Annotated in this window: 19 protein-coding genes; 15 read left to right on the top strand and 4 right to left on the bottom strand. The window is 36.9% G+C overall.

Translation table 11 applies throughout. The features are described 5' to 3' along the window. Positions 1–105: 105 nt before the first annotated feature. From Q1K34_RS00355 to Q1K34_RS00335, 5 genes are all read left to right on the top strand, one after another. Positions 106–3,363: a DUF4175 family protein gene (locus Q1K34_RS00355; protein ID WP_300433678.1), complete on the top strand. Its 3,258-nt coding sequence runs from the start codon at positions 106–108 to the stop codon at positions 3,361–3,363. Next, positions 3,344–3,775 (top strand): rRNA maturation RNase YbeY, encoded by a 432-nt coding sequence (gene ybeY, locus Q1K34_RS00350; RefSeq protein ID WP_300433677.1) that lies wholly within the window; start codon positions 3,344–3,346, stop codon positions 3,773–3,775. Before Q1K34_RS00355 ends, ybeY begins: the two co-directional genes overlap by 20 nt. Positions 3,776–3,794: 19 nt before the next feature. Next, positions 3,795–5,666, top strand: a complete 1,872-nt coding sequence (gene mnmG, locus Q1K34_RS00345) for a tRNA uridine-5-carboxymethylaminomethyl(34) synthesis enzyme MnmG (RefSeq protein ID WP_300433676.1) — start codon at positions 3,795–3,797, stop codon at positions 5,664–5,666. A 34-nt stretch (positions 5,667–5,700) separates the two neighbouring features. Further along, entirely contained in the window at positions 5,701–6,564 is an 864-nt protein-coding gene (locus Q1K34_RS00340) for a class I SAM-dependent methyltransferase (protein ID WP_300433675.1), read from the top strand. Between the two features lie 215 nt (positions 6,565–6,779). Then, complete coding sequence (locus tag Q1K34_RS00335) at positions 6,780–7,331, top strand: OmpH family outer membrane protein (protein WP_300433674.1); 552 nt, start codon at positions 6,780–6,782, stop codon at positions 7,329–7,331. Positions 7,332–7,404: 73 nt separating this feature from the next. Here Q1K34_RS00335 and Q1K34_RS00330 read toward each other — a convergent pair whose 3' ends face one another. Then, the gene (locus tag Q1K34_RS00330; protein WP_300433673.1) at positions 7,405–7,800 is read right to left on the bottom strand and encodes a DoxX family protein; all 396 of its coding nucleotides are present in this window, start codon (positions 7,798–7,800) and stop codon (positions 7,405–7,407) included. Between the two features lies 1 nt (position 7,801). After that, positions 7,802–8,959 carry a DNA polymerase III subunit delta' gene (locus Q1K34_RS00325; protein WP_300433672.1) on the bottom strand — a complete coding sequence of 386 codons (1,158 nt, stop codon included), beginning with the start codon at positions 8,957–8,959 and terminating at the stop codon, positions 7,802–7,804. Positions 8,960–9,027: 68 nt separating this feature from the next. Between Q1K34_RS00325 and pgk the strand changes: the two genes are divergently transcribed. The 3 genes from pgk to Q1K34_RS00310 are packed head-to-tail and all read left to right on the top strand — an operon-like array spanning position 9,028 to position 12,861. Then, positions 9,028–10,212 (top strand): phosphoglycerate kinase, encoded by a 1,185-nt coding sequence (gene pgk, locus Q1K34_RS00320; RefSeq protein WP_300433671.1) that lies wholly within the window; start codon positions 9,028–9,030, stop codon positions 10,210–10,212. 49 nt (positions 10,213–10,261) lie between these two features. Then, complete coding sequence (locus tag Q1K34_RS00315) at positions 10,262–11,848, top strand: lytic transglycosylase domain-containing protein (RefSeq protein ID WP_300433670.1); 1,587 nt, start codon at positions 10,262–10,264, stop codon at positions 11,846–11,848. Positions 11,849–11,874: 26 nt separating this feature from the next. Beyond that, the gene (locus tag Q1K34_RS00310; protein ID WP_300433669.1) at positions 11,875–12,861 is read left to right on the top strand and encodes a DUF4837 family protein; all 987 of its coding nucleotides are present in this window, start codon (positions 11,875–11,877) and stop codon (positions 12,859–12,861) included. Between the two features lie 79 nt (positions 12,862–12,940). Here the strand turns inward: Q1K34_RS00310 and Q1K34_RS00305 are convergent, their stop codons facing one another. Further along, positions 12,941–13,150, bottom strand: a complete 210-nt coding sequence (locus Q1K34_RS00305; RefSeq protein ID WP_300433668.1) for a twin-arginine translocase TatA/TatE family subunit — start codon at positions 13,148–13,150, stop codon at positions 12,941–12,943. Between the two features lie 155 nt (positions 13,151–13,305). Between Q1K34_RS00305 and Q1K34_RS00300 the strand changes: the two genes are divergently transcribed. Genes Q1K34_RS00300 through Q1K34_RS00270 form a run of 7 tightly spaced genes read left to right on the top strand, consistent with a single transcriptional unit; the run spans position 13,306 to position 20,569 of the window. After that, positions 13,306–14,175 carry a M23 family metallopeptidase gene (locus Q1K34_RS00300; RefSeq protein WP_300433667.1) on the top strand — a complete coding sequence of 290 codons (870 nt, stop codon included), beginning with the start codon at positions 13,306–13,308 and terminating at the stop codon, positions 14,173–14,175. A 3-nt stretch (positions 14,176–14,178) separates the two neighbouring features. Next, positions 14,179–15,672 carry a GH3 auxin-responsive promoter family protein gene (locus Q1K34_RS00295; protein ID WP_300433666.1) on the top strand — a complete coding sequence of 498 codons (1,494 nt, stop codon included), beginning with the start codon at positions 14,179–14,181 and terminating at the stop codon, positions 15,670–15,672. A 9-nt stretch (positions 15,673–15,681) separates the two neighbouring features. Next, the gene (locus tag Q1K34_RS00290) at positions 15,682–17,370 is read left to right on the top strand and encodes a hypothetical protein (protein WP_300433665.1); all 1,689 of its coding nucleotides are present in this window, start codon (positions 15,682–15,684) and stop codon (positions 17,368–17,370) included. Positions 17,371–17,379: 9 nt separating this feature from the next. Beyond that, positions 17,380–17,925: a dTDP-4-dehydrorhamnose 3,5-epimerase gene (gene rfbC, locus Q1K34_RS00285; RefSeq protein ID WP_300433664.1), complete on the top strand. Its 546-nt coding sequence runs from the start codon at positions 17,380–17,382 to the stop codon at positions 17,923–17,925. Further along, positions 17,922–18,773 carry a dTDP-4-dehydrorhamnose reductase gene (gene rfbD / locus Q1K34_RS00280; RefSeq protein ID WP_300433663.1) on the top strand — a complete coding sequence of 284 codons (852 nt, stop codon included), beginning with the start codon at positions 17,922–17,924 and terminating at the stop codon, positions 18,771–18,773. Before rfbC ends, rfbD begins: the two co-directional genes overlap by 4 nt. Before the next feature lie 19 nt (positions 18,774–18,792). Then, the gene (locus Q1K34_RS00275; RefSeq protein WP_300433662.1) at positions 18,793–19,782 is read left to right on the top strand and encodes an SDR family oxidoreductase; all 990 of its coding nucleotides are present in this window, start codon (positions 18,793–18,795) and stop codon (positions 19,780–19,782) included. Position 19,783: 1 nt separating this feature from the next. Beyond that, positions 19,784–20,569: a glycosyltransferase gene (locus Q1K34_RS00270; protein ID WP_300433661.1), complete on the top strand. Its 786-nt coding sequence runs from the start codon at positions 19,784–19,786 to the stop codon at positions 20,567–20,569. On the opposite strand, the gene Q1K34_RS00265 is transcribed toward Q1K34_RS00270, so the two are convergent. Further along, positions 20,550–21,860 carry a phenylacetate--CoA ligase family protein gene (locus tag Q1K34_RS00265; protein WP_300433660.1) on the bottom strand — a complete coding sequence of 437 codons (1,311 nt, stop codon included), beginning with the start codon at positions 21,858–21,860 and terminating at the stop codon, positions 20,550–20,552. The genes Q1K34_RS00270 and Q1K34_RS00265 overlap by 20 nt on opposite strands. Positions 21,861–21,916: the final 56 nt, after the last annotated feature.

Genomic DNA, 21,916 nt, shown 5'->3' with positions numbered 1-21,916 from the left:
TAATTTTTGCTGACAAAGATACAACCTTCTTAATCCAATCCTAAACCCTAAAGGCGGCATCCTTTATAAGATCTAATTTTATTGTATTTTTAAGGAAACTTTGCTATGAAAATGGAGAATTTCGGATTGGTGCAGGAAAAGCTGGAAGCTTTTATTAAAAAATATTATCTCAATTTAATACTTAGAGGTAGCTTATTATTCCTTGCTACTGGTTTGCTTTATTTTCTGCTTGTGGTTAGTCTGGAATATTTCTTCTGGCTCTCCACCACGGGAAGAAGTATTTTATTCTGGCTTTTTATTTTGGTTGAATTGTGGCTTCTCTTCAGGTTTGTTGGCATTCCTTTATTTAAACTTCTGAAAATTTCAAATGGAATAGATGAATTTCAGGCTTCAGAAATTATCGGAAATCATTTCCCCGAAGTAAACGATAAGCTTAAGAATTTACTTCAGTTAAAGACAAATGGGAACCAATCAGATTTATTGCTGGCCAGCATTAATCAAAGATCAAAAGAACTCACTCCAATCCCATTCTCTCAGGCCATAGATCTACGTAAAAACAGGAAGCAGCTTAGGTATGTAATTTTTCCCGTTTTGATAATTGTTGGTTTAATGGTCGCTGGAAAGGCAGAAGCGATCACAAACAGTTTTGCACGATTATCAGATTATAACAAGGTCTATGTTAAACCTGCGCCTTTTCAGTTTATCATTCTGAATAAGGATTTAATTGCCAGGGAAGGGGAGGATTTTATTCTTCAAATAAAGACAGTGGGAGATTATGATCCAGAAAACGTGAGGCTTCTTGTGCAGGATAATGAAAACTATATGAAACTCACCGGTACTGGAAGTTTTGAATATACTTTTAATGATCTAAATGAGGATATTGAATTTCAACTTCTTGCAAATGATGTGGTTTCAGAAAATTTTAAATTGAATGTTATCAAGGTTCCAAAATTATTGAATTTTGAAATGGGTTTTGATTATCCCAGTTATACGGGCATAAAGGATGAAAATTTATCTGGCACAGGAAATATGACCGTTCCTGAAGGAACCCGGATCAATTGGAATTTTAAAACACGAAATGCGGAAACCATCCTCTTTAAGTCTCCAGATTCAACAATACAACTTAATATTAGTGAAAATAAAGTCAGTCATGAAAAAACGCTGGTTTCAGATTTGTTATATTCTGTAAGCACTTCCAATCAACAAATCAGGGATTACGAGAATCTTGACTATAGTATAAAAGTCATCAGGGATCAATATCCGGAAATCTCTGTCAAAGCTGAAATAGATTCATTAAATACTGATATACAATATTTTAAAGGAGATGTTTCAGATGATTATGGGTTGAGTAAGTTACAATTGGTTTATTTCAGTGAACAAAATATAGAAAATCCCCGGATTGTAGATATTCCTGTTTCAAAAGAGAGTTTTGATGAGTTTCACTTCACCTTTCCAGGAAATATTGATCTGGAAAGCGGTCTAAGCTATTCTTATTTTTTCAGAATTTTTGATAACGATGGGGTGAACGGTGCAAAATCTGTTAATTCTGAAACCTATTCCTACAGAAAAAAAACACAGGAAGAACTGGAAACAGAACGACTAAAGGAGCAGGATGAGACCATAAAAAATATGGATAAAAAACTAGAAGATTTTAAAAAGTCAGAAGAAGAACTTGAAGAAATTTCCAGGTTGGAAAAGGAGCGGGAAGAACTTAATTATAATGAAAGAAAAAAACTGGAGGAATTTCTAAAACGGCAGAAAAAGCAGAATGAAATGATGAAGTCTTATTCAGAGAAACTTAAAAAAAGTTTTGTTGAAAATAAGGATGATAAAAATTCTTCCATGGAAAAACAATTGAGCGATCGCCTGGAGAATAATGAAAAGCGTCTTGAGGAGAATGAGGAATTATTGAAGGAACTGGATAAGTATTCAGAAAAAATCCAAAAAGAAGACTTAGGTAAGAAATTGGATAATTTATCTAAACAGAATAAAACCAATCAAAGAAATCTGAAGCAGTTATTAGAGCTAACCAAAAGATATTATGTAGAGGAAAAGAAGCAAAAATTATCAAGGGAGCTTGAAGATCTTTCAAACAAACAGGAACAAATTTCAAAAGATAAAAACGGCAACACCCCGGAAAACCAGGAACATCTTAATGAGAAATTTGAAGAATTTCAGGACGAGATGGATAAGCTTGAAAAGGAAAATAAAGCTTTAAAGCAACCTCAGGATCTAAATAGAGAAAATGGCGAAGAAGAAAATATTAGGAAAGATCAGGTGGATGCGAAACAAAAATTAGAGGAGAATAAGGAGCCTGCTGCTAAAGAGAAGCAAAAGGATGCAGCGAAGAAAATGAAAAGTATGAGCCAGCAGATGCAACAGTCTTCTAGGATGCAAGCTGGAGAGCAGTTAGAAGCAGATGCGGAATCCTTAAGGCAGATCCTGGATAATTTAATCGTGTTTTCCTTTGAGCAGGAAGCGCTTCTTGAAAATTTTAAGGATATCCAGCAGAATAATCCCAGGTATGCTGGTAAGCTTAGGGAGCAAAGTAATTTAAGGGAAAATTTCAGGCATATAGATGATAGTTTATACATGCTGGCAATGAGAAATCCCATGATCAATGAAGTAATTACAGATAAACTGACCAATGTTGAGTTTGATTTGGAAAAATCTATTGAACGGCTCTCGGAAAATGCAATACCTCAGGGAACCGCCAGTCAGCAATATGTGATCACCGGAGCGAATGATCTCGCAAATTTACTTGATAGAATTCTGGGATCCATGCAGCAGATGATGGCGAATCCTCAGGCGGGAAAAGGTGAAGGAGGTGAAGAATTTCAATTACAGGATATCATTGAGGAACAGGATAAGTTAATGCAGCAATTGAAAAAAGGTACCGAAGGTCAATCTAAACCCGAGCCAAACGGACAGGATCAGAATGACGACGGGGAAAGTATGAATGGCGAATTATATGAAATTTATAAAGAGCAACAGATGTTGCGTATGCAGATGGAAAAATTGCTCGAGCAGAATGAAGGTGAGGGTGGCAGCAAAATTACTGAAGAAATGAAACAGGTGGAAGATCAATTATTGGATAAAGGTTTTGATCCTGAAAGTGCCCGAAGAATGCAACAATTGCAATATGAGTTATTGAAATTTGAAAAGGCATTCCAATTGCAGGGAACCGATGATAGAAGAAAATCAGAAAGTAATAATACCGACTATAAAAACAGCATTCAGAATCAGATAAATAGCGCAAAAGAATATTTTAATTCTACTGAAATTTTAAACAGACAAATCTTACCTTTGCAGCAAATTTACAGAGAGAAAGTAAAGGAATATTTTGGAAAAGGGAGAGATTAATTTTTTCTGCGAAAACAACTTTTCGCTTACTGAAGAAAACGTGTATAAGAACTGGCTGGATTCCGTTATTAAATCGGAGGACAAACATACAGGAAATATTAATATTATTTTTTGCGATGATGATTATCTTCATGAAATAAACCTTAAATATCTCTCTCATGATACCTATACAGATATTATAAGTTTTGATTCCAGTTTAGGAAATACCCTGCAGGGTGATATTTTTATAAGTACCGAGAGGGTGGAAGAAAATGCAGAGAATTTTAATACTGAATTTATCGAAGAATTAAAACGAGTTTTAGCACATGGGATCCTTCATTTTTGTGGTTATAAAGATAAAACTGAAAGGGAGAATGATTTAATGCGACGCAAGGAAGAAGAGAAGATCAAATTGTTCCACGTGGAACAATAGATAAAAAGACGATTTCTATATGTTCGAAAAGGAATATGATGTTATTGTAGTTGGAGCTGGGCATGCTGGAAGTGAAGCAGCGGCAGCGGCAGCTAATATGGGTAGTAAAACGCTTCTTATTACCATGAACCTCCAAAATATTGCTCAAATGAGCTGTAATCCGGCAATGGGCGGAATAGCAAAAGGGCAGATAGTACGTGAAATCGACGCTATGGGTGGTTATAGTGGAATTGTTAGTGACACTAGTGCTATTCAGTTTAAAATGCTTAATAAATCTAAAGGGCCTGCAATGTGGAGTCCTCGTGTTCAAAGTGACCGCATGAGGTTTGCTGAGGATTGGAGAATTAAATTGGAACAGACACCTAATCTCGATTTTTATCAGGAAATGGTGGCTGGTTTAATTATAAAAAATGATAAGGTTATTGGGGTTAGAACTTCTCTTGGACTGGAGATATTCTCCAAATCTGTAGTATGTACCAATGGTACTTTTTTAAATGGATTGATACATATTGGGGATAAACAATTTGGAGGAGGTAGAGCAGGAGAGAGGGCAGCAACTGGAATTACCAAAGATCTAATAGATGTCGGTTTTGAAGCAGGTAGAATGAAAACAGGCACTCCACCAAGAGTTGATGGAAGATCTTTGGATTATTCTAAAATGGTTGAGCAACCTGGCGATGATATTCCAGGAAAATTTTCATATTCAGATGAAACAAAACCGCTTGCCAAACAACGTTCCTGTCACATGACTTACACTTCTAATGAGGTACATGAGATTTTGAAAGAAGGTTTTGACAGATCTCCAATGTTTAATGGGAGAATTAAAAGTATTGGCCCGAGATATTGCCCTTCCATAGAAGATAAAATTAATCGTTTTGCAGATAAAGACAGGCATCAGCTTTTTGTAGAGCCAGAAGGCTGGAACACTGTGGAGGTATATGTAAACGGATTCTCTACTTCCCTGCCTGAAGATGTTCAGTTTAAGGCTTTACGCTCTGTAGCTGGTTTTGAAAACGTGAAATTTTTCAGACCGGGATATGCGATCGAGTATGACTACTTTCCGCCAACGCAATTAAAGCATACATTAGAGACAAAACTTGTAGAAGGTTTATATTTTGCAGGTCAGATCAATGGAACAACCGGATACGAAGAAGCTGCTTGCCAGGGAATGATGGCGGGTATAAATGCGGCTTTAAAAGTGCAGGAGAAGGATGAATTTATCCTAAAGCGAAACGAAGCTTACATTGGTGTTTTAATTGACGATCTTATCACTAAGGGAACCGAGGAGCCTTATAGAATGTTTACTTCCCGTGCGGAATATCGAACTTTATTAAGGCAGGATAATGCGGATTTCAGGTTAACTGAAAAATCTTATAGATTAGGATTGGCTTCTGAAGATCGTATGAGAAAAATGGAAGAGAAGAAAGAAAAGTCTTTTAAATTCGTTCAGTTTCTGAAAGATCTTAGTGTGGTACCGGAAGAAGCAAACCCTGTTTTAGAACAGAGAAAATCATCCCTGATGAAACAAAGCGATAAGGCTTTTAAAGTTTTTTCACGCCCACAGATCACCATGGAAGATGTGAAAAATTTTAGCGGGGTAGAAGAATTTATTTCGGAAAATGATCTGGATGAAGAGATGATCGAGCAAACAGAAATTCAGGTAAAATATTCAGGGTATATTCAAAAGGAAAAAAACAATGCTGATAAGCTGAACCGATTGGAAGATCTTAAGATCCCACAGAACTTTGATTATTCCAATATTAAATCTATGTCTTACGAAGCTCGGGAGAAACTTAAAAAAGTCCAGCCCGCAACCGTTTCTCAGGCTTCAAGAATTAGTGGTGTGAGTCCTAACGATATTTCCGTTTTATTGGTTTATATGGGAAGATAAGTTTAAACGTTCCACGTGGAACAAATTATATTCATTGATCAAAATAGAGAATAAATATAATTCCGGGTTGCAGCCTGAATCAAAGTTAATCTGCAAAGATTATTTGGTAAGTGGCGAAAGTTTTGAAATCTCAGAATTCGAAAAAGGGATTTTTAAGACAGAGCCGGTGCCGGAAAATTTATCGCGGTATTATGAGAGCGAAGATTATATTTCTCATAGTGATTCAAAGAAAAATTTCAGGGAAAAAATATATCAGCTTGTAAAATCCTATATGCTTTCAAAAAAAGCAGGCTGGATACAAAATTTTAAAAGACAAGGAAAAATTTTAGATTATGGAGCCGGCACTGGAGACTTTCTAAACAAGATGAAAAGTTTAGATTGGAAAGTTGAAGGAATTGAACCTAATAATGATGCTCGTAAACTTGCTGTTTTAAAAGGGCTGAATCTTAAACCTGATTTATCAGATTTGGGAAGTGATCAATATGATGTAATAAGTCTTTGGCATGTGCTGGAGCATATTCCAGATTTTGAGAAAAAATTAGTACGTTTCCATAAATTATTAAAAGAAGACGGCTTATTGATAATAGCCGTTCCTAATTATAATTCTTACGATGCCCATCATTACAATAAAAATTGGGCAGCCTGGGACGTGCCCCGACATCTTTGGCATTTTTCGAGGACAGGACTGGAAAGCAAACTCGTAGAATATGGCTTTAATTTAGTGAAAGAAAAACCTCTCAAGTTTGATTCTTATTATGTAAGTCTTTTGAGTGAAAATAGCGATTCCAAAATCTCAAATTTATTAAATGCGTTTTATAGAGGTTTTATTTCAAATATTAAGGCTAAGCAATCTGGAGAGTATTCATCTATAGCTTATTTCTTCAGAAAAGGAGCTTAAAGTCAATTTAAGCCTTTTTAAGAGCTTATTTCCATCTAAAGCAATATGGATTAACAAAAAACTTCGTTTTATCTTTGAGCCGCTTTAAAATTTATTATTTTCTATAAGCAAAACTTATATTAAAAAATTTACGATTAGAAATGATTATAAGTGGTTCACTTTCTTCTTTGCCACAAAAAATACTTTTATACATTTGCGGTTCAAAACGAAAAATTATGATCAAAAGATTTATTGGTATTGCAGCAGTTGCAATTTTAATGGCCTCATGTAATGAACAAAAAACAGCGTATGTAGATACCACTGTTTTAATTAAGGAATACAAAGAGATGAAAGATGTAGAAGCTCAATTCACATCAAAATCTGATTCTGTTAGACAACAGCTGGATTCTGTAGCAAAGGTTTTCCAACAGGAAGTTCAGGAATATCAGTCGCAAATGAATTCTATGTCTGAATCTCAACGTAAGGCAAAAGAGCAGGAATTAATGCAGAAGCAACAAATGCTTCAGCAACAACAGCAGATGGTGGGTAACCGTCTTAGAGAAGAGAGCAATACGGTAATGGATTCTCTTGTAACCAAGATCAAGGACTACGTAAAGGATTATGGTAAGGATAATAATTATACCTATATTTTTGGTTCTAATGAAAGCGCTAATATTATGTACGCTGAAGAAGGACTGGATATTACCCAGGAAATCCTAAGTGAACTGAATGAAGAATACGGTGGAGTAGAAGAAACCGAAACTGAAGAAGCAACTAACGAAGACTAATTCTTATTCGCTTATCTTAATAAAAAAAGCTTCAGAGAAATCTGAAGCTTTTTTTATGTTATAATTTTTGAATTTAACTTAAGAGGTAAACCCCGAAAATTGATACTACAAAATATCCTGTTAAGGTGAACGCTCCCGCATAATCTTTAGCAATTCGCTGCCCAAAAAGGAGCATTAGTAAAGTTACGCAAGCTAAAACACAGGTATATAAGCCAAACGAAGGTTCATTATAGGCAATTATCTGGAATATAGCGGCAATTGCCAGAATTCCAGTTATTATTTCAATAATCATAATAATACCCACCATAAGTGGAACTACGCCTGATAATATGGTTTCTGAAAAATGATCCTTCAACCAGCCCGTATTCCCATTCCAGTCGGCTGCTTTGTCTATACCTGATTGTAGGAAGGTGATCAGGATAAATAAAAGAATTAAAATTTCAGTAATGTTGGTTGTAAGATTGGCCATTTTATGCTGCTTTTTTATGTAAAAATCGGGTTAGTTTAATAGAGAGATCTGTTAAGATGATTTTAGCGTTTCCATTTCGTTCAATATGATAAATTGCAGTTTCCAGTGCTTCGGTAATTTCTTTAATATTATTACCATGTACATAGGAAGCAAAATTCTCAAGTTTAAATTTTTCTGCGGAAGGTTCCAAATAAACGAGGCTTTTTGCCTTATAATTCATTAATAATGACTGCCGGAAAAAATCCAGACAATAGAGCAGGAAACTTTTCTGGGTCTCTCGACCAAGCGCCGCAATTTCTTCACTCCAGGATACTAGTTCCAGCACCGTGGCTTTGTTTCCTTTGGCTTTAAAAGCACTACGAATCCAGCTTATAAACCAAGCTTCAAATTGTTCATCACCAGAATTTTTTCTTAATATATGAATAGCTTTGGTGTAATCACCATTAGCCTGATGCGCTATTTTTTTCGCTAAAGTATGGCTGCAATCTTCTCGTTCTTCCAGAGTTTTTGCTATATCAGCCTCACTTAAAGGAGGAAAATGAAGCCTTTGACACCTGGAGCGTATAGTTTGAATAATTTGTTCTTCGTCTTCGGCAATTAAGATAAAAATGGTTTTATTGGGAGGCTCTTCAATTAATTTCAGCAGTTTATTGGCGGCTTCGGTATTCATCTTTTCTGCCATCCAGATAATCATCACTTTAAATCCGCCTTCGTATGCCTTTAAAGAAAGAGATTTAACAATATTCTGAGCCTCATCCACCCCTATTTTTCCCTGCTTATTTTCAACGCCCAATTTTTGATACCAGTCATATAAACTTCCATATGGACTGGTTTTTAGAAATTCCCTCCATTCCTCCAAAAAATGTGATGAAACAGGATGACTTTTAACCTTATCATTTCCGGCAACAGGAAAAGCAAAATGTAGATCTGGATGGGATAAATTTTTAAACTTCAAATTACAGCTTGCGGCCTGTTCACTATTATTTTCTCCGTTATCATTACTACATAAGATGTATTGTGCATAGGCTATTGCCATAGGCAGGGCACCACTTCCTGGCTTACCGGTAAAGAGTTGAGCATGCGGGATTCTCATTCTGTCGGCCGTGGTCGTCAAATGATTTTTGATGTGCGGAAGACCAATTATATCGTTAAAAAGCATAGGCAAATATAAAATTATATAAGCTTTATTATCTTCGGAAAAAATTATATTTGTAAGAAAGCAATACTATGAAAACAATAGACGACTACAATTTTGATGATAAAAGAGCCCTCATCAGAGTGGATTTCAACGTTCCTTTGAATGAGGATATGGAAGTAACCGATACGAATCGTATTGAAGCGGCGAAACCAACTATCGTTAAAATCCTGGAAGATGGAGGTAGTGTTGTTTTAATGTCTCATTTGGGAAGACCAAAAGGGAAAGAAAGTAAATATTCGCTTCAGCATATTACCGGTAAGGTTTCTGAAATTCTCGGCGTGGAGGTGAAATTTGTGGAAGATTGTGTTGGGGAAGAGGTAGAAAATGCTGCTAAAAATTTAGAATCAGGAGAAATCCTTTTATTGGAAAATCTTCGTTTTCATGAGGAAGAAACTAAAGGTGATGAGAAATTTGCCCAAAGCCTCTCCAAACTAGGAGATATTTATGTGAATGATGCTTTCGGTACTGCTCACAGAGCCCATGCTTCCACCACAGTAGTTGCAAAATTCTTTGAGGATAAATGCTTCGGTTATCTTTTGGCCAAAGAGATTAAAAGCCTGGATAAGGTTTTAAATAGTTCTGAAAAACCAGTCACTGCAGTTCTTGGTGGGGCTAAGGTTTCTTCTAAAATCACTGTTATTGAGAATATTTTAGATAAAATTGACCATTTGATTATTGGCGGAGGAATGACTTATACCTTCATCAAAGCTCAGGGAGGGCATATTGGGAATTCCCTGGTGGAAGATGATAAACAGGAGCTTGCCCTGGAAATATTAAAAAAGGCTAAAGAAAAAGGTGTGGAAGTCCATCTGCCGGTAGATTCGGTTATTGGTGATAGCTTTTCTGAACAGGCAAGCACCCAGACCGAAAGTGTAGATAATATACCTGATGGTTGGATGGGTCTCGATATTGGTCCGGAAACCGTGAGTAATTTTTCCAGTGTAATCAAAGATTCTAAAATCATATTATGGAACGGCCCTATGGGTGTTTTTGAGATGGATACTTTTGCCAAAGGAACTATAGAGTTGGGAGAAGCTATTGCTGAAGCAACTAAAGACGGCGCTTTTTCGCTTGTTGGAGGAGGGGACTCTGTTGCAGCTGTTAAAAAATTCGGACTTGAAGATAAAGTAAGTTATGTTTCTACCGGTGGTGGTGCAATGTTAGAGATGTTAGAAGGAAAATCCTTACCAGGAATTGAAGCAATTAAAAATTAATCAGGTACGAAGTTTGATAACTTTTCGTTTGATAATGTAAAATGAACCTATGCTGAAACGAAGATTTTTATTGTTGTTGCTCCTCGCCGGGATGTCTAGCCTGGCCCAGGAAAAGAAGAACAAGGAACGGGTGGAAAAAGCCAATTTTAGAGTTCAGATATTTCAAAAGAGCGATGATACAGAGATCAAACTTGCAGAGCCAGATCCTGAATTCAGGGATAAATTACCGATTTCTGCAGCAATTAGGGATTCTTCAAAAGTTAAATTAGAAGACCTTCCCCAGGCTAAAACCATAGATTCCCTCTGGAAGCTTGAATTAACAAATTCAGAGCTTTTTGAAAATATGCAGAAAAGTATCAGAGAGCAAGATTATGAAGAAGTAGTTTATAAAGATCTTCCTACAGATACGCTTAAGGCACGGCTAGCCAAGCTCAATGCGAGGACTCCCTTTAATGTGGAGTACAATCCTATCTTAGAAAGCGTTATCAAGTCCTATCTAAAAAGAAATAAGCAAGGTATGGAACGTTTAATGGCTCTAAGTAGCTATTATTTTCCAATGTTTGAACAGGAACTTGATAAATATGATATTCCTTTAGAAATTAAGTACCTGGCGATTGTTGAATCTGCCCTTAATCCCAGGGCTAAATCCAGGGTAGGGGCAACCGGTCTTTGGCAGTTTATGTTTACAACAGGTAAAATGCATGGTTTGGACGTAAGCTCTTATGTAGACGAACGTATGGACCCTGAAAGGGCTACGGAAGCTGCTGCACAGTATTTAGCCAGTCTTTACAAGGTGTTTGGGGATTGGGATCTAGTATTGGCATCTTATAACTCCGGCCCCGGCAATGTTTCCAAAGCGATTAGAAGAAGCGGTGGTTCTACAGATTACTGGCATTTAAGAAGATTTCTTCCACGTGAAACAGCGGGTTATGTTCCTGCTTTTCTAGCAACTCTTTATTTATTCGAATATGCAGATGAGCATAATTTTCAACCTTCAAAGCCAGATGTTGTTTATTTTGAAACTGATACTATTAAGGTAAAACAGCTTTTATCTTTTGATCAAATTTCCAAAGTTACCGGAGTGGAAAAGGAGATGTTGCAATTTTTAAATCCTAGCTATAAACTGGATATTATTCCTTTTGTAGAGGATGAGCAGTATAGTGTAAGACTTCCAAAACCGGCTACCGGGAAATTTGTTTCTAACGAAAGTGCGATCTATGATTTTATAGAAAATCAGATGGTGGAGGAAAAGAAAGCACTTCCAAAATATGTGGAAACGGAAGATCGAATTCGGTATAAAGTGAGAAGTGGAGATTATTTAGGTAAAATTGCGGAAAAATATGGCGTGGGAATAAGCAGTATCAAGCGCTGGAACAATATGAGGGGTAATACCCTTAGAATTGGCCAATATCTCACGATTTACCCCCGTAAACCTGTTGAAGTTGCCTCGAACAACACATCAGGCGATTCAGATAAAAGTTCTAATCCCAGAATTTATACTGTTAAGAATGGAGATTCGCTTTGGAGTATTTCAAAAAAATTCCCGGGAGTTACGGTACAAAATTTGAGGTCATGGAATGATATGAACACAAATAGTCTGAAACCGGGTATGAAACTCAAACTTTCCAAGGGGTAAAGACGATTTAAATCAAAACCGAAAAAATGAAACGTAGCCTAATCCTGCTAGCCAGTATTTTCTTTTTAATTTCATGTAAAAGCGATGAGAAATCATCTAATCGAGACGATAGAATATTATCTGATTCTTCGGGAAACATCAATCAACTCACGGTAGTAATAGAGAATAATCTCTGGGAAGGAGAAGTAGGAGAGGCAATAAGGGAAAATCTGGCCGCACCCGTAGATGGCCTGCCCCAGGAAGAGCCTTTATTCAGTCTGAGCCAAATTCCACCGGAAACTTTTACGGGTTTTGTTAGAAACAGCCGAATCTTTCTAAAGATAGAAGAAGGAGGTAATAAAGGAATGGATCTCTTTAAAGATGAATTCTCCAGACCTCAAACCGGTATTGTTATTCAGGGAAAAAGCTCCGATGAAATAATCGAGGTTATAAATAAACAGTCTGATTCTATTGTAAAAATCCTCAAAAAGACAGAATTAACTGAAAAACAGCGGAGAATTAGAAAATCCTTAAAAAAAGATGATGCATTGGAAGAGAAATTTGGGGTTAGTCTTAAATTTCCAACTGCCTATAGATATGCTAAAGAGGAGGAAAATTTTTCCTGGATAAGAAAAGAGATCCCAAAAGGGAGTATGGAGATTCTGGTATATGAAGTTCCTATGAGCCAGATTGAAAATGATTCCAGCGTAATCTCAAATATTATTAAAATGAGGGATTCCATTGGGGAAGCTCAGATTCCCGGTAGATTGGAAGACTCTTATATGATTACCGAAAAGGCTTATGCGCCTTATCTTTTCGAGACCAAAATTGACGGCAAATTTGCTTATGAAACCCGAGGAACCTGGGAGGTTCAAAATGATTTTATGGCAGGTCCATTTGTGAATTATGCTGTGAAAGATGAAGAAAATAACCGATTTATAATTCTGGAAGGATTTGTATTCTCACCTTCCAGAAGCAAAAGGGATAATATTTTTGAACTGGATGCTATTTTGCAATCAGCGAAGATTGATTAAATAAAAACTTTCTAGACAGCCTCAAATAAAAAACCCAACTATTTTAGTTGGGTTTTATTTTTTATATAAGTACGGAAGTTTATTTGTTTTCTTCCGGAACTTTTTTACTGTCGTCTGGAGTTGCTCCATTTTCGTCGTCTTTTGAAGCATCCTTAAATTCTTTAATTCCACTTCCCAAGCCTCTCATTAATTCAGGAATCTTACGTCCTCCAAAAAGCAATAATATTACCACTACTATTAATATTATTTGTGGTGCTCCTATAGCCAAAGGCAAAATAAATGCATTCATGTCTTTTAATTTAGAAATACAAACTTAACAAGAATTACGCAATATAAACGTTAAGAAGACAATAAATTGCTACGGAATAATACCTCCTTAATAAGTTATTTTGGCTTATAGTGAGCAAATTATTTCATTTATCTTTGTAAAACTTAAATATGGCTATGGCTAAGGATACGAAAGCAAAAAAGAAATTTACCAAAAAGCTGCTTCATAAATATAGGATGGTGGTGCTAAATGAAGATACGTTTGAAGAGCGTTTTTCATTTAGATTAACAAAGCTGAATGTTTTCGTAGTTGTTGGCCTATCAGTAATTTTTTTAATAGCCGCTACCACCATTTTAATCGCTTTTACCCCTTTACGCGAATATATACCAGGTTATTCCAGTGCACAACTTAAAGAAGAAGCAACCCATCTTGCATATACTTCAGATTCGCTTCAAAATGTGATCAGGCTGAACGATCAATATTTGAGTTCCATTAAAAATGCCTTAACCGGCGAATTAGATATCGATCAGTTAAATAGGGATTCAGTATTAAGCAAGCCTATTACAGATATAGAATATGAAGAAATAAACAGGATCAAAGCAGATTCGTTGCTTAGGGAAGAAGTTGCCCAGGAGGACAAATATAATATTTTACCAACGGCTACAGATAATATTAATTTCTCCCTGTTTCCACCGGTTAAAGGCTCAATTTCTGAGGAATATAATTTAGAAGACAGGCATTATGCCGTAGATATTGTTACCACTAGAAATTCTCCTATAAAATCTGTGGCAGACGGAAGGGTGATTTTTGCTGAATGGACCGCAGAAACAGGTTATGTGATCATCATTGAACATAGCTATGGGCTACTTTCAGTGTATAAACACAACGCTTCGCTTACCAAATCCCAGGGGGATATGGTGCGTGGAGGCGAAGTGGTTGCCACAGCAGGAAATACAGGAGAATTGACTACTGGTCCTCATCTACACTTTGAACTTTGGAATGAAGGAAACCCTGTAGATCCTTCAGAATATATTGATTTCGATTAACCTATGTCTATAAAATCTTTTACTGCTAAAATATTTGCCTCCCGCATTAGGAAAAAGATAGATTATTGGGCTTCACATCCGCATAAGACCCAGGAAAAAGTTTTTCAAGAGCTAATTAGAAAGGCTAAAGCTACCAAATTCGGAAAGGAGCATAATTTTGATCATATCAGGACACATCAGGATTTTATGCAAAACGTTCCGGTAAGGGATTACGAGGAGCTGAAACCATATGTAGATCTTATGGTGAAAGGTCAAAAAGATATTCTATGGCCGGGAAAACCTCTTTACTACGCAAAAACTTCTGGAACAACCAGCGGGGCAAAGTATATTCCGCTTACCAAAGATTCCATGCCTACCCATATTAATGCCGCGAGAAACGCCATTCTTTGCTATATCGAAGACACTGGAAATTCGAAATTTGTAGACGGAAAAATGATCTTTCTTCAGGGAAGTCCAGAGCTTGATGAAAAAAATGGAGTTAAACTAGGCCGACTTTCAGGAATTGTAGCGCATTATGTTCCCGCATATCTTCAGAAAAACAGGATGCCAAGCTGGGAAACCAATTGTATTGAAGACTGGGAAGATAAGGTGGAGGCAATTGTAGATGAAACGGCGAAAGAAGATATGTCTGTCATCAGCGGAATACCCTCCTGGGTACAAATGTATTTTGAAAGACTTATAGATAATACAGGAAAAAAAGTAGGGGAGATCTTCCCTAATTTTAATCTTTTCATTTATGGAGGAGTAAATTATGAACCATACCGTTCTAAATTTGAAAATCTTATTGGGAGAAAAGTAGACAGTATAGAGCTTTATCCGGCTTCGGAAGGTTTTTTTGCTTTTCAGGACAAACAGGATGAAAAGGGAATGCTGCTTCAGCTAGATTCAGGAATGTTCTATGAGTTTATTAAGGCTGATGAATTTTACGAGGAAGCTCCCAAAAGATTATTATTGAAAGATGTGGAAATTGGCGTGAATTACGTCATGATCATTTCTTCTACGGCTGGACTTTGGGCATATAATATTGGGGATACCATACAGTTCACTTCAGATAAACCTTATCGGGTAATTGTTTCGGGAAGGATAAAACATTTTATATCAGCTTTTGGAGAACACGTTATCGCTAAAGAGGTGGAACAGGCGATGCAGGAAGCTGTGGCTGCAACAGGAGCTGCTATCAGCGAATTTACAGTGGCACCGCAAATAAACCCTGACGGAGATGAACTTCCGTTTCACGAATGGTTTGTAGAATTTGAGCAGGAACCGGGAGATTTGAATAAATTTGCTGAAATTATCGACAGGTCGTTACAAAAACAGAATTCCTATTACCTGGATCTTATAGAAGGAAGTATCCTTCAGCGACTGAAGGTCACCAGAGTTCCGCAGAATGCTTTTCAGAATTATATGAAATCCATAGGTAAATTAGGTGGTCAAAATAAGCTTCCAAGGCTTTCCAACGACCGGAAAATCGCAGATAAATTAAAAGAGATTATTTAAAAAGTTACTATGTCTATATTAAAATTACAGGGCAGAACAAGAGCACAGGAAAGTTCAGGCGCTATTGAACGCATGTATATAACCATGAGACACCTTTTCAATAGGGGTTTCTATAAACCAATGGGTGTTTCCGGAGAAACGCTTAGGGAATCCCTGCTTACTTTAAGACCTGAAATTTATGGCTCTATTGCAAACGATAAAGCTGAATTAGAAGGCTTATTATATGTAATAGACAGGCTTCCGAAAGGAATTGAAGAATGCCGGTTTATAAACCTTACCAGTGATGAAGGCTACGGAAATTCGCATTTTAAACCCATAGTTCCGCCTAAAAGGAGAAGGAATTGTTATAGGATTGATGAAGAGCAGATGAATATTGAGATTACCCGCGGAAGATCTGAAATATATGATATTCTCACCCATCTTACCTTCCTTTTTATCGAATCGCATAAGATCATGAAAAGGGTTTTGATAGACGAAGATGGTAGTGTAAACAGGGATTGGGAAAAATTAGAGTTCGCAGTCACTCAAACTAAAGATTTAACTCAGGCACAGCGTGAGATTGCTCTTACGCATACTGCCAGTATTTTAGGTAGGACTTTTAGTGAAATAAACAGCTTATATCCTAAATTTTCAAGTCCAAATAACCCAGATCGATTTTTGAGAGTTATTTGGTCGCTCGGGAAAATGGCGATACGTGAAGCCATAAAGAATGAAAAAAGGATTATCACTTTTAGCCCGGTACTTAGGGAACGCCTGGGACATCATATTCACGGAGAAATTTGGTCTAACGATATTAAATTAAAGCTAATTGAAAATGACCTAATGGATAGGCCAATCCATATCATCAGTGCGAATATGCATAGCGTTATGAACACGCTATATACCCCCTGCGCCCTAAAAGCCGAATTAAAGAAAAAGAAAGCCCTGGATATCTACGAAGAGTTGAGTGATAGCGGCAATGGTTCATTACGAAACAAAGTGACCAAAACCGCTTTAGATAAAGGGATGTTTTTTATTGAAGATAAAAGCGGAACTAATATTGACGTTCAGATCTTTGATACCGATAAATTGGAAGATGGGTTTACCGGAACCAGGCTCAGTGAATTAAAAAAAGAAGAAAAACCGGTGATTATCGTAATGGATTATGCTTTTGGGGAGCAGGCATACGAAACTATGGATGAGCTTCTAAAACCATTTAACCATGAGAATAAAGAGATGAGAATGAACGTAAAGTCGATTTCGATAATGGGGAAGGCTGGAATTTTGGAAGGCGGGAAAGGAGATATTATGATCCCAGATGCCCATTTATTTGAGGGAACGGCAGATAATTATCCATTTAGAAATCAGTTAAAGAAATCAGATCTTGAAGGCCACGGAATTAATGTAGTGGACGGGGCGATGATAACTGTTTTAGGAACTTCGCTTCAGAATAAAGATATTTTGAGGTTTTTTCATGATTCTACCTGGAACGTTTGCGGCCTGGAAATGGAAGGGGCACACTATCAGAAAGCAATTCAGGCGGCCTCGAGGTTACGGGGAAGCATTGATGAGGAGGTGAAGGTAAGATATGCCTATTATGCTTCAGATAACCCTCTGGAAACAGGTAGTACCCTTGCTTCCGGAGGTCTTGGCACCTCAGGGGTGAAACCTACTTATTTAATTACAGAAAAAATTCTGGAACAGATTTTTAATTCTTAATTCAACAAAATGCAGATAGAAGAAACACCTTTAAAAGATTGTTTTCTTATAAAACCCAGGATATTCGAGGATCACCGAGGGATATTTTTGGAGACCTATCAACGCAGGCGTTTTGCTGAACTTTCTGGTATCGACGAAGATTTTGTTCAGGATAACCAATCGGTTTCCAGGTATGGAGTGCTTCGAGGAATGCATTACCAGAAGGGTGAATTTGCGCAAACAAAAATTGTTAGGGTGCTTTATGGAAAAGTTTTGGATGTAGTAGTAGATCTACGTCCAGATTCGCCAACTTTTAAGCAGGTACATTCTGTAATTCTGGATGATGAAAACCTGAATCAGTTGTATGTTCCGAAGGGATTTGGGCATGGATTTTTAACGCTTTCCGAAAAATCGGTTTTCGCTTATAAATGTGATCAATATTATACTCCCGGCTCTGAAGCAGGTATTATCTTTAACGATCCCGATCTTAATATTGACTGGAACTTTCCAGAGCGGGAAATGATTTTATCTGAAAAAGATAGGAAATTGCCAACTTTTAAAGAGACCTTCGAATGAAAACGATCTTGGTAACAGGCTCCAGCGGACAGTTGGGACAATGTTTTCAGAAACAGTCTAAGCAATTTCCAAATTTTCAATTTCTAAATTGTTCCTCTAAAGAGCTTGATATTACTTCTAAAAAGGCAGTACAACAATTTTTCAGCGATCAGAAAATTGATTATTGTATAAATACTGCGGCCTATACCAATGTGGAACAGGCCGAAAAAGAGGAAGAAAAAGCTTTTTTGGTTAATGCAGAAGGAGCTAAAAATATAGCCGAAGTTTGCAAGGAACACAATTCGGTTTTATTTCATTTTTCCACAGATTATGTCTTTAATGGGAAGTCAAGAACTCCATATTTGGAAGCTGATGAGGTAAATCCCATCAATATTTACGGAGCCTCTAAGCTGAAAGGAGAAGAGGAAATCCAATCGGTTTCCAAGCAATATTTTATTCTTAGGACTTCCTGGTTATATTCAGAATTTGGCCATAATTTTTTCAGAACAATTCTTCGGAAAGCAGAAGAAAATGCAGAATTGAATATTACCACTTCCCAAATTGGAACTCCAACCAACGCAAATGATCTTGCCGATTATGTGCTCAAAATAATTCAGTCTGAATCTAAATCTTTTGGCCTCTATCATTTTAGCAACGAAGGAGAGGCAACCTGGTATGATTTCGCGGAAGAAATTTTGAAATATTCCGGGAAAATGGGTCAGGTTACATTGAATAAGACCGGATTTTTTAAGACCTTGGCGAAAAGACCGGAATATAGCGTGCTTTCCAAAGAGAAGATCACTACACGATTTGAACCAGTGCAAGACTGGAAAGAAAGTCTTCATCGTCTTATAGATACGATGAATTAATTAGTAGAAAATTTCAAAAATGGCTAAAAGAATATTGATTACCGGGGCTGCAGGTTTTTTGGGTTCGCACCTTTGCGACCGATTCCTGCATGAGGGCTTTGAAGTTATTGGAATGGATAACCTTATAACCGGCGATCTTAAAAATATTGAACATTTGATGAAGCTTCATAACTTTGAATTTCATCATCATGATATTACCAAATTTGTGCATGTAGCTGGGAAGCTCGATTACATTCTTCACTTTGCCTCTCCCGCAAGTCCTATAGATTATTTAAAAATTCCCATTCAAACTTTAAAAGTCGGTGCTTTTGGAACTCATCATTGTCTTGGATTGGCGAAAGAAAAGAATGCGAGAATTCTTATAGCCTCTACTTCAGAAGTTTATGGAGATCCATTGGTTCATCCTCAAAATGAAGAATATTATGGAAATGTAAACGCGATTGGTCCTCGCGGAGTTTATGATGAGGCAAAACGTTTTCAGGAATCTATTACCATGGCTTACCACAGGTTTCATGGTCTTGAAACAAGAATAGCCAGGATATTTAATACCTATGGGCCAAGGATGAGACTGAATGATGGCAGGGTAATCCCGGCTTTTATCGGTCAGGCGCTGAGGGGAGAAAATTTAACTGTTTTTGGCGATGGTTCACAAACCAGGTCTTTCTGTTATGTAGACGATCAAATAGAAGGGATTTACAGACTTCTTTTAAGTGATTATTCTGAACCTGTTAATATTGGAAATCCAGACGAGATAAGTATTTTGGATTTTGCCGATGAGATTATTAAACTTACGGGGACAGATCAAAAAATTGTATTTAAAGATCTTCCGAAAGATGATCCTATGCAAAGACAGCCAGACATATCCAGAGCGAGGGAAGTCCTGGGATGGGAACCAAAAGTTTCCAGAGCTGAAGGGATGAGGATCACCTACGATTATTTTAGAAATTTGAGTCCCGCTGAATTAGAAAAAAGAGAGCATAAAGATTTTTCGAAACACATTAGACGCTAGTATGAAGGATAAGGGATTGGTTTCAGTAATCATGCCTGCATATAATTCAGAGGCTTATATTACTGAATCTATCCAATCTGTAATTCAGCAAACCTATCCGCATTGGGAACTATTAATAATCAATGATGCTTCTTCAGATTCCACCAAAGAGATCGCTGGTAAATTTTCTTCCGAAGACAAACGAATAAAATTGTTGAAGAATGAAGTCAATTCAGGAACCCATCACGCCAGGAATAAAGGAATTAAAGTGGCTTCAGGGAACTTTATCGCGTTTCTTGATGCTGATGACCTCTGGAAGCCTGAAAAGTTGTTCAAACAGCTAAAAGTGCTTTCTAAACCTAATGTAGCTGCCTGCTTTTCAAGTTATGAGCTTATGAATGAAAAGGGGGAAAGGCTTAATAAAAAAGTTCAGGCGCTACCTGTGCTTCATTACGATAAATTGCTGAAAGCAAATTATGTAGGTAATTTAACGGGTATCTACAATGTAGAAATACTTGGAAAAATCTATTGTCCTGAAATTTCGAAACGTCAGGATTGGGCGTTATGGTTAAAAGTAATTGAAGAAGGTGGCCCTATTGAAGGGATACCGGAATCCCTTGCAGTTTACAGGGTAAGGAAAAAATCTATCTCTACCAATAAACTTGCACTGCTGAAATACAATTTCAGGGTATATCACAGCGTCCTGAAATATGGTTTTTTTCAAAGCAGCTGGAGAATGCTCCTATTTTTAAATGAGCAGTTTTTTATAAAATCCAGGCAGGTAAAGGCTATTCCAAATGAGAAATAAATTGCTTGAGTTTTCCACTGCCACTTCTTTTTAAGATATCTTTCTGTTCAAAAGTGATTTTCAGATTTTTCCCAACATACGTCCCAATAGCATCTAGAATTTTATTTCGTTGTTCTAAAGTAAATTCATTTTTACTAACATATTCTATCTTGAATTTATCCAATTCTGTTTGAATGATCACAAACTCTTTAATATGCCCATTATCCTCTATGATGGTTTTGGTAACATAGTAAAAAGTAAGGCCTGGAACTACTTTCCCGTCCGGTAATCTTGCTATATCATTGGTTCTTCCAATTAATTTTTCAAGAATTGGTTTTTTCAAGGTACTTTTTTTGGAAAGACAACCAAAATCTCCAATATCGTAACGTATCATGGGATGCGCTTTATTGTATAAGGAGGTAATTACCACTCTGCCTTCTTCTCCATAAGGCAGGATATGGTCATTTTCATCTAAGATCTCTATGTATAGATCTTCAGAATTAACGATCCAGTGGTTATCCCGATCTTCGAATGCGATCAAACCCACTTCACTGGCGCCGTATTCGTTTATTACCTGAACTCCCAATGCATTTTCAATAAGTTCCTTGTCTTTTTCAAAAAGCCTTTCAGAAGTTACAATGCAAATTTTAAGACTGGGGCAAAGTTCTTTCAGCACAATTCCTTTTTCTTTTAAAAATCGGGCGAAAAGTACGATAGCACTGGTATAACCATTTAAATAATTAAAATTCGATTTTTTAAACCTTTTCAGAAAGGCTTCCATTTTTTTCTCGCTGAGGTCAAAAATGTTGAACCTTCTTCTCAGGCTTATCCTGTCTTTGAGGCGTTCCTGTATATTTCCGTAGAAATCAAGCGGAATTCCATAAAATCGTGCCTGCAGGGATTTATTAAGGTCAATTCCATACCAGTGGTACCGGTCCTGGAAACCCGCCCAGCTTAAAGCATGGGCAAATCTATTTTTGGCAAAAATAAAAGGCGTTCCACTGCTTCCTGAAGTCTTGCCAACATAGGCAGTTTTGGAATTATAAGTAGAACTCAGCCGATCTTTTAAGGGGTGCTGAAGATCAGATTTTTTCATTATAGGCACATGCTGCCAGTCGTCAAAACCATCCCAGTTAAAGAATTCCCTGTAAAAATCATTATGCTGAATATGATAATCCAGGATGGCATTTTTTCGCTTTCGTTGATATTCTGTATAATCCTCTTCAGGAATATTCTGAATTTCTTCCAGAGTTTTTTGCGCCCTTTTTATCGGGAATTTATTAAGCTGTAATGAAAGTTTAAACCAATCCAAGGGCAGAAAAGCTTTTTTAACGAATTTATTGGTGCTTCAATTTACAAACAATTATT

This window comes from Christiangramia sp., assembly GCF_029937855.1.
GTDB lineage: Bacteria > Bacteroidota > Bacteroidia > Flavobacteriales > Flavobacteriaceae > Christiangramia.
Note: the sequence above shows the minus strand (reverse complement) of the source record. Positions and strands in the feature narration are given on the sequence as shown.